This window comes from Actinosynnema sp. NPDC059797 (genome assembly GCF_042732085.1).
GTDB lineage: Bacteria > Actinomycetota > Actinomycetes > Mycobacteriales > Pseudonocardiaceae > Actinosynnema.
The window spans coordinates 1-8257 of sequence record NZ_JBHWIE010000320.1 but is presented as its reverse complement, the minus strand read 5'-3'; the positions used below and the strand labels follow the sequence as shown (position 1 = coordinate 8257).

Below are 8257 nucleotides of genomic sequence, written 5' to 3'. Positions count from 1 at the left end.
GTAGTACTCGAACGCCACCACGTCCTGGTCGCCGCCGGCGCCGAAGGTGAACTCGCCCGGGACGCCCTGGCCGCCGGAGCCGGGAGGGGCGCCGTTCTCCGGGTACACCTCGGAGGTGACCGACGGCGCAGTGGCCGGCGGCGTGAGGTCGGCCGTGAACAGGCACGGCTCGGACCACGCGGAGGTCGCGGAGCCGTCCTCGCCGCGGGCGGCGAAGGCGTAGGCGCCGCCGTCCCGGACCATGCCCGCCGGGAACCAGCCCTGGAGCCGGCCGGACCCGCCCCAGCTCGCCACCTCGACCCGCTGGTCCGGCGCGTCCACCGGCCAGAACGCGAGCCGACCGTCCAAGCCGTACAGACCGTCCGGGTCGCTCACCGCGGCCGACACCATCGGCCGGTCCGCGGCCAGGAACAGCGGCTCACCGGTGCACACCAGGTGCTCCAGCCTCAGGTCGGTCGGCGTGCCGGGCGGGGTGTTGAAGGTGGTGTTGAGCACCGCGTGCCCGTCGTGGGTGCGGCCGCGGGCCACGTCGCCCTGGAACTCCTCGGAGACGCGCAGCACGACGGTGAGCGAGGTGCGCCCCTCGGCGACGGCCCGCTCGACCACGTCGAGGACGTCCCAGTTCAGCCACGGGGTCGTGCACCCCTCCGCCGGCACGGGACCGGCCACCCGCACCACCTCGCGCGGCTGGGCGGCCCAGGTGATCCGGTCCGAGGGCTCGACGACCCACAGCTCGGTCGCGCGCGCCTGGGCGCAGTCGTTCGCGGCCAGCTCCGGCGTGCGGATCGCCGCGGTGAACAGGTCGGTGCCGGCGAGCCGGGTGAGGTCGAACGTGAAGTAGGTCTTGCCGAGGTGGTGCTTGCCCCCGCCGTCCCGCCAGGCGCCGACGCGGGCGTCACCGGTGGTGAACGCCTCGTGCGGCGAGCGGGAGTCGGTGGTGATCCGCTGCGTCGACGTGAGCGAGGCGCGGTTGGGGTTCTGCGCTGCGGCGGCGGTGCCGGGCACCACCACCAGGCCGCCGATCAGCGCGGCCACGAGCACCCCGGCACGCGCGACGCGCCAGGGTCTTCCGGACGATCCCACTGTTCCCCCTCGGAGCGCGGAGCCGGGCGTCCTGCCCGGTCTGGTGCCGAGATCGTCGCAGGTGGGACCGCGTTCCGCCCGGGTTTTCCCCGGAACCGGAGGAGATCACCCCGCGGCGAGACGACCGGAGCCCCGGCCGACCACCCGCCGCCGCCGCCACGAGGCCGGGTCGCCGGGGTCGGTGGCGGCCCCCTCGCACAGCACGTAGTGGCGCGGCGCCATCGCGGTCGGGTGGGCGGACAGGCGGGACAGGCACCGGGCGTGCGCCTCCTCCGGCGTGCGGACCGCCTCGGTGGCCTCGACGTAGGCGACCAGCGACCGGCCGTCGTCCTCGCCGAAGACCCGGGCGCGCGTCGGGCCGAAGGCGTCGTCGAGCAGCTGTTGCGCCTCCGCGAGCCCGACCCAGCAGGAGTCGAGGAACAGCCAGCCCTCGCCGCGCGCCACGGGTGGCAGGTCGATGACGGCGCTCATCGCGGGCCCGTCCAGGTCGTGGTCGGCGGCGGCCACCAGGAGGCGTTCCACCGCGAGCAGCACCGCCTCGACCTCGGCCCGCCCGATGCGGTCGGCGTCCCCGGTCCAGCCGTCCAGCACGAGCACCTCGTCGATCCGCCAGATGTCGAAGCGCAGCGGGGCGGGCGTGGCCTCCATGCTGCGCCAGGTGAACTCGGTCGGCGGCGCGGTGGCGGGACCGGCGTCGCGCGCCGCGCGGGAGCGGAAGTAGTTGGCGGCGTTGTTGAAGATCGGGGGGAAGTAGTTGAACGCGACCCCGCGCTCGTGCTCGACGCGTTCCGCGATGGCGTGGAGGTCGTAGGCGTTGTAGAGCGCGTTCATCGAGGCCCGCACCATGCCCGCGCGCACCCGCTCCCCCAGCTCGTCGAACGTCGCCCGCAGGCAGTCGACCTCGACGAGGTTGGAGATGGCGAGCGTGCCGACGTAGTCGGTCAGCCTGCGGTCGAAGAACCGGTTGTTGGACAACGCGCAGAAGATGTGGGTCGAGTAGCCGGTCCGCTCCGACAGCACGGCCAGGACCGCCGCCAGGACGATGTTGGACCGGTCCAGCGACGTGCGCGCCTCGATCCGGTCCAGGGCCGCCGCGCCGGCGTGCGACACCATCTCGGCCGCGCAGGACTCCCCCGCACCCGATCCCCCCGCACCCGATCCCCCGGGACCCGATCCCCCGGGACCCGATCCCCCGGGACCCCGGGTCGACGGGCACGCCAGCGGGTTGGGCGGCATCCGGCGGATCCGGTCCTCCCAGTAGCGCAGGGAGGCTTCGGCGCGCCTGCGCATCGACGGGCGCCGCTCGGCCTCCGCCTGGTCGACCGGCTGGTGCCGCGGCGCGCCGACGACGCGGGCGGCCGGGTCGGCGAGCATCTCCTCGACCTCCCGGCCGAGCACCACCATCGCCTTGTGGTCCGCCGCCAGGTGCGAGCACCGCAGGACGCCCGCGAGCACCTCGCCGCCCGCGACCGCGACCGCGGCGCTCACCGGCAGGTCCGTCGCCGGGTCGTACGGCAGCGCGGCCACCGCGTCGTCCAGGACCCGGTCCAGGGCGGCCGGGTCGGTGTCGTCGACCGCCAGGACGTGCAGGGGCAGCTCGCCCGAGGCGACGACCCGCTGGCGGTGGTCGGGCAGGTAGTGGGTCCGCAGCCCCTCGTGCCGGGTCAGCAGCACGGACAGCGCCTCGGCGAAGTCGGCCACGCCGACACCGGGCCCCGGCCGCACGCGCCGGAACTGCATGCCGTAGGCGACGGTGGACGAGCGGCTGAGCCACTTGTGGATGTTGAGCTGACCCAGGGTCATCGGACCCTCCACCGCGCGTAACCCGACAAAACGAACCGGCGCGGTTTCCGCCAACTTCAGGACGGTCACTGATCCTCCTCGTGCCCGACGGTTCCGGGAACCGGTCAGGGCCGGCAGAACGTATATCCACGCCCCTGTTCGCACACAGGCACCGATCGGGCCAACCGCGTTGACCCGTTCACCGACCCGTACGAAGCCGATGCCGGAACTGGAGGTGTCACCGCAGCTCAGAGGGGCTGTCCAGTCGGAGCTGGTAATTTTATGCCAACGTCGGACCGTTGTCAGCGTCACGGCCCGGTGATTCTCTTCGCAGGGCGGTCAACGCCTCCGGGAAACCCCCGGCGATCAGGTCCGAAATGTTTCGGGAGCGCTCCCAGAACGAGACCCCGAATGGGCCGATTCCACCACCAACCGGCTTGCGGAGAACGCTGTCCGCGCGAGCCGGTTCATCGTTCACGTCTTGATTCGCGTTTTTCGGCCGGCCGGAAAGGGGTGCGGGCATGGTGGCCGCAGGACTCACGATCGGGGCCATGACGGCGTTCGCGCCGGAGCGCGTGTCCTCGATCGACGAGGTCGCGCCCCGGCTGCGGTTGAGCCGGCCCAAGGTCAAGCTCTTCCAACGCGTGCACGGGCTCGACCGCCTGCGCCTCGACCCGGACCTGTCCGTGCTGGACCTCGTCGCGACACCGGCGGCCCGCCTGGTCGCGGGGCTCGCCGACCCGGACCGGGTCCGTTACCTGGTCTACGCGCACACCATCCAGGACGTCGCGCCCGCCGGGTTCGACATCGCGAGCGCGCTGGCCGCCCGGCTGGGGCTGCGCCGGGCCAACGCGTTCGCGCTGACCCAGCAGAACTGCGCCGGCGGCCTGGCCGCCCTGGACACCTGCGGCGAGCTGCTGGCCGCGGCCGGCGACCCGGACGCGCTCGCGCTCGTGGTCACCGGGGAGAAGGCGTTCTCGCCGATGGCGCAGCTGATCGAGAACACCACGATCATGGGCGAGGCGTCGGCGGCCTGCCTGGTCGGCCTCTCCGGGCCCGGCGACCGCGTCCTGTCCTACGCCTCGCGCACCGACGGCCGGTACGCGGACGGCATCCGGCTCGACGCCGAGGGCGTCCAGGAGTTCGGGGCCGGGTACGCGGGCCGGCTGGCCGACACCGCGCGGGCGGCGCTGGCCGCGGCCGGCCTCACCCTCGACGACGTCGAGCTGGTCGTGCCCCACAACGTGAACACCTCGTCGTGGAAGAAGGTCGTCGAGCTGCTCGGGGTGGACCCGGCCGCCGTGTTCCTCGACAACGTGGCCGAGTTCGGCCACTGCTACTGCTCCGACCCCTTCCTGAACTTCTGCCGGCTCCGCGACCTCGGCAGGCTGACGGCCGGGGGCCACTACCTGTTCACCGCCGTCGGGCTCGGCGCGACGTACGCCGCCATGGTCCTCCGCCACGAAGGGTGACTCCACGATGCCTACCGGATACCTGCGCGCCCTGAAGCGGGCGGTCACCGGCGACCCGGCGACACCGCTGGTCCTCCTCTGCAACTTCGAGGTGGAGCAGCGCTGGGCGACCGGCTTCCCCGGCCTGCCCGCGCCCGCGTTCTCGCTCACCGGCCCGCTCATCACGCGCATGGAGGAGCTGGGCGCGCTGCTGGCGGGCCCCGACGACCACCTGGTCACCCAGCACCCGCTGGACCCCGGCTACGTCGACTACGCCCGGTCGCTCGGGCTGGAGCTGCCGACGGTCCTCGTGGCCGACGGGCCGCCCGCCGACTCGACGGCCGCGCGGGCGGCCGGCTCACCGGACGTCGTCGCCCGGCTGCGCGACCTCGCCGCGCGGGGCGCGCACCTCGTGCCGATGGGCCTGTCCGAGGACGAGGCGACCCTGGCCGAGCTGAGCGGGCTGCCGGTGGCGGCGCCAGACCTGGACACCGTCGTCGCGGTCAACAGCAAGATCTACAGCCGCCGCCTGGTCGAGGACACCGGCCTGCGGGCCGTCCCCGGCTGGTGCTGCGAGACGGTGGACGAGTTCGCCGAGCTGATGGCCGAGGTCGGGCCCGGGTGCTCGCCGGGCTCCGCGCTGGTCGTCAAGGACGCCTACGGCGTCTCCGGCAAGGGGCTGGTGGTGCTGGACGACCCGGCCAAGGCGCGCCGCGTGGTCCGGGCGGCCACCGCGCGGGCCCGGCGCCGCGACGACCCGCGGCTGCACGTTGTCGTCGAGACCTGGCTGCCCAAGCGGGCGGACCTGAACTACCAGCTCACCGTGGACGCCGGCGGCGACGTGCGGCTGGACTTCGTCAAGGAGGCGCTGACCCGCAACGGCGTCCACCTCGGGCACATCAGCCCCGCCGAGCTGGACGACCGGCAGCACGCCGAGGTCCGCCACGCGGCCGCCGTCATCGGCAAGGCGCTGCACGCCGACGGCTTCACCGGCGTGGTCGGCGTGGACGCGGTGGTCGGCGCGGACGGCGCGGTGTACCCGGTGCTGGAGATCAACGCCCGGTTCAACATGTCCACCTACCAGGGCGGCGTGCTGGAAGCGCTGGCCGGCGGCCTGCCCGCCTCCCTCGCCGGGCAGCACTCGGTGCGGCTGACCGCGCCGGTCGCGTTCGCCGACGTGCTCGCCGCGCTGGGACCGCTGGCCACGATCGACCCCGTCGCGGGCGGCGTCGTCGTCACCTGCTTCGGCACGGTCAACGCGATGGCGGGCGAGCGGCCCGGCGAGCCGTTCGAGGGCCGCCTCTACTTCATCGCCCTCGGTCCCGACCGCGCGGCGGTGACCGGGCTGGCCGACGCCACCAGGACCGCGCTCGACACCCACATCGGAGTTGCGCGATGACCGAGCTGCACGTGCAGGGCCTACCCGTGTCGGCGATCGCCGAGGAGTTCGGGACCCCGCTCTACCTCTACGACGCCGAGGTGCTGGCCTCGACCTACCGGAACCTGCGGGAGCGGCTGCACCCCGCGCTGGACGTCTACTTCTCGCTCAAGGCCAACCCCAACGTCAGCGTCTGCGCCGAGCTGGTGCGGCTGGGCGCGGGCGCGGAGGTGTCCTCGGGCATCGAGCTGGGCACCGCGGCGCTGGCCGGCGCCCGCCCGGAGCACACCATCTTCCTCGGCCCCGGCAAGAGCGACGAGGAGCTGCGGGCGTGCGTCCGCGCCGGCCTCCGGGCGATCGTCGTCGAGTCGGCCAACGAGCTGCGCCGGCTGGACGCGGTCGTGGCCGGGCTGGGCGCGGGACCGGTCGACGTGCTGCTGCGCGTCAACCCGTCCTTCTCCACCAAGGGTTCCGGCCTGTCGATGGGCGGCAAGCCCCGGCAGTTCGGCATCGACCAGGAGGACGTGCCCGCGGCGGTGGCGCTGGCGGGCACCCTGCCGGGGCTGCGGGTGACCGGGTTGCACGCCTACATGGGCACCCGCTTCCTCGACGCGGCCGACGTCGTGCACAACACCCGGGGCATCCTGCGGATGGCCGCCGAGCTGCACGCCGGCTGCGGCGTCGAGCTGGGCACCGTCGACATCGGCGGCGGCCTCGGCGTCGCCTACTTCGACAACGAGGCGGACCTCGACCTCGACGCGCTCGCCGCCGGCGTGAACGAGGCCGTCGACGAGTTCCGGGCCGGGCACCCGACCACCCGGCTGATCATGGAGCTGGGCCGCTACCTGGTCGCGTTCGCCGGCCGGTACGTGGTGCGGGTCCTGGACGTCAAGCAGTCGCGGGGCGAGACCTTCGTCATCGCGGACGGCGGCACCAACCACCACATGGCCGCGGTCGGCATCGGCAGCTTCGTCAAGCGCAACTTCCCGATCCGCTCGCTGACCCGGTTCGACGAGCCCGCCACCGAGCCGTGCACCGTCACCGGCCCGCTGTGCACGCCGAACGACGTCGTGGGCAAGAAGGTGCCGCTGGCCCCGGTGGCGGTCGGCGACCTGCTCGGCGTCGAGCGCTCCGGCGCGTACGGGCCGACCGCGTCGCCCGTGCAGTTCCTCAGCCACGGCTACCCGGCGGAGGTCGTGGTGCGCGAGGGGGCGGCGCACCTGGTGCGCCGCCGCGACACCGCCGACGACCTCCTCGGCAAGCAGATCCTGCTCCCGGCGCCGAGCCGCAACCGAAAAGGAGAAACCGTGAACCGCGACGAGACCATCGAGGCAGTGCAGGCCGCCCTGGCGGACGTGCTCCAGCGCGAGCTGCCCGCGATCGACGAGAACACCCGGCTGTTCGAGGACCTGCACCTGGACTCCACCTCCGTGCTGGAGCTGCTGATGGCGCTGGAGGACTCGGTCGGCATCGAGGTGGACCCGGAGGCCCTCCAGCCGGAGCACTTCAAGACCATCGGCTCGCTGGCGGACTACGCGCTCGACCAGGCCGGCGAACCGATCCGCGGCTAGCCGACCGGCCGAGAGGAGCGAGCCGTGGCGCTGGCGCTGGCGAGTGCGGCCGGGGTGCGGAAGTCGGACACCAACCCGTGCCCGTTCGACGAGCAGATGCTGGAGTACTACCGGGACCTGCTGGCCCAGTTCGACGTGCCCTACGAGGAGGGGCGGCTGCGGGACGGCCCGAACGTCAGCCACACCGAGCTGGCCGACGCCCTGCTCGCCGCACCGGGGTTCGAGGTCGGCGCGCCCGACCTGGTCCTGCTCACCTACGCCGTGCCGGACCTGCACCCGCTGCGGGTGGTCTCCGCCTACGTCAACGACAAGCTGGGCGGCGGCGCGCACAGCATGGCGCTGACCGAGCAGGGGCTCCGGTCGCCCTACACCGCGCTGGAGGTGGCGGACGCGTTCCACCGCTCCGGGCGCTGCGACAACGCGCTGCTGCTGGTGCTGGAGCAGACCTCGTTGCCGTACCACGACCCGCTCGTGCACGGCACGCCGCTGTCGGAGACGGCCGCGGCCCTGGTGCTCCGGGCCGGGCCCGGTCCGGTGGCCGGTCCGACCTGGACCGGCACACCGGACGGGCTGACCGCGCTGCTCGACGCCGAGGACCCGGGGACCGTCGTGGTCGCCGGGCCGTGGGTGGCGACGGGGCGGACGTCCCGCGTGGTCCGCTGCGACCGCGGCACCTACTGCACGAGCGTGTGGCTCACCCTCGCCGAGAAGCAGGACCTCTGGCGGGACAACACCTCCGGGATCCTGCTCTGCGACGTCGACCCGCGCACGGGCCTGGCGCACGCGGTGCGGCTGGATCCCACCCGAACCGCGAGCGAGGCACGACCATGACCGCAGTGGCACCACCCCGGACGACCACGAACCCCACCGACTACGCCACCGACCTCGACGCCGCCCACGAGGCCGCCGCACCGAACGCGGTGCTGGTCGGGCCGGGCGGGTACGCCTACGCCACCCCGGAACGGCTGGCCGGCGACCCGCTGTGGCTGTCC

5 protein-coding genes and 1 pseudogene are annotated in these 8257 nt (G+C 73.8%); 4 read left to right on the top strand and 2 right to left on the bottom strand.

The annotated features are described in order from the left end of the window. Positions 1-1035, bottom strand: a pseudogene (locus ACFV4N_RS35750) (hypothetical protein); the annotation flags it as partial. 153 nt (positions 1036-1188) lie between these two features. Next, the gene (locus ACFV4N_RS35745) at positions 1189-2886 is read right to left on the bottom strand and encodes a condensation domain-containing protein (protein WP_499677088.1); all 1698 of its coding nucleotides are present in this window, start codon (positions 2884-2886) and stop codon (positions 1189-1191) included. 530 nt (positions 2887-3416) lie between these two features. Between ACFV4N_RS35745 and ACFV4N_RS35740 the strand changes: the two genes are divergently transcribed. From ACFV4N_RS35740 to ACFV4N_RS35725, 4 genes are read left to right on the top strand one after another with little or no spacing between them, the layout of a single operon-like run. After that, the gene (locus ACFV4N_RS35740; RefSeq protein WP_499677087.1) at positions 3417-4337 is read left to right on the top strand and encodes a 3-oxoacyl-[acyl-carrier-protein] synthase III C-terminal domain-containing protein; all 921 of its coding nucleotides are present in this window, start codon (positions 3417-3419) and stop codon (positions 4335-4337) included. 7 nt (positions 4338-4344) lie between these two features. After that, positions 4345-5715 carry a preATP grasp domain-containing protein gene (locus tag ACFV4N_RS35735; protein WP_499677086.1) on the top strand — a complete coding sequence of 457 codons (1371 nt, stop codon included), beginning with the start codon at positions 4345-4347 and terminating at the stop codon, positions 5713-5715. Further along, entirely contained in the window at positions 5712-7265 is a 1554-nt protein-coding gene (locus tag ACFV4N_RS35730; protein ID WP_499677085.1) for a phosphopantetheine-binding protein, read from the top strand. The genes ACFV4N_RS35735 and ACFV4N_RS35730 overlap by 4 nt, the downstream gene beginning before the upstream one ends. Positions 7266-7289: 24 nt before the next feature. Further along, on the top strand, positions 7290-8096 hold the full coding sequence (locus tag ACFV4N_RS35725; RefSeq protein WP_499677084.1) for a hypothetical protein: 807 nt from the start codon (positions 7290-7292) through the stop codon (positions 8094-8096). Positions 8097-8257: the final 161 nt, after the last annotated feature.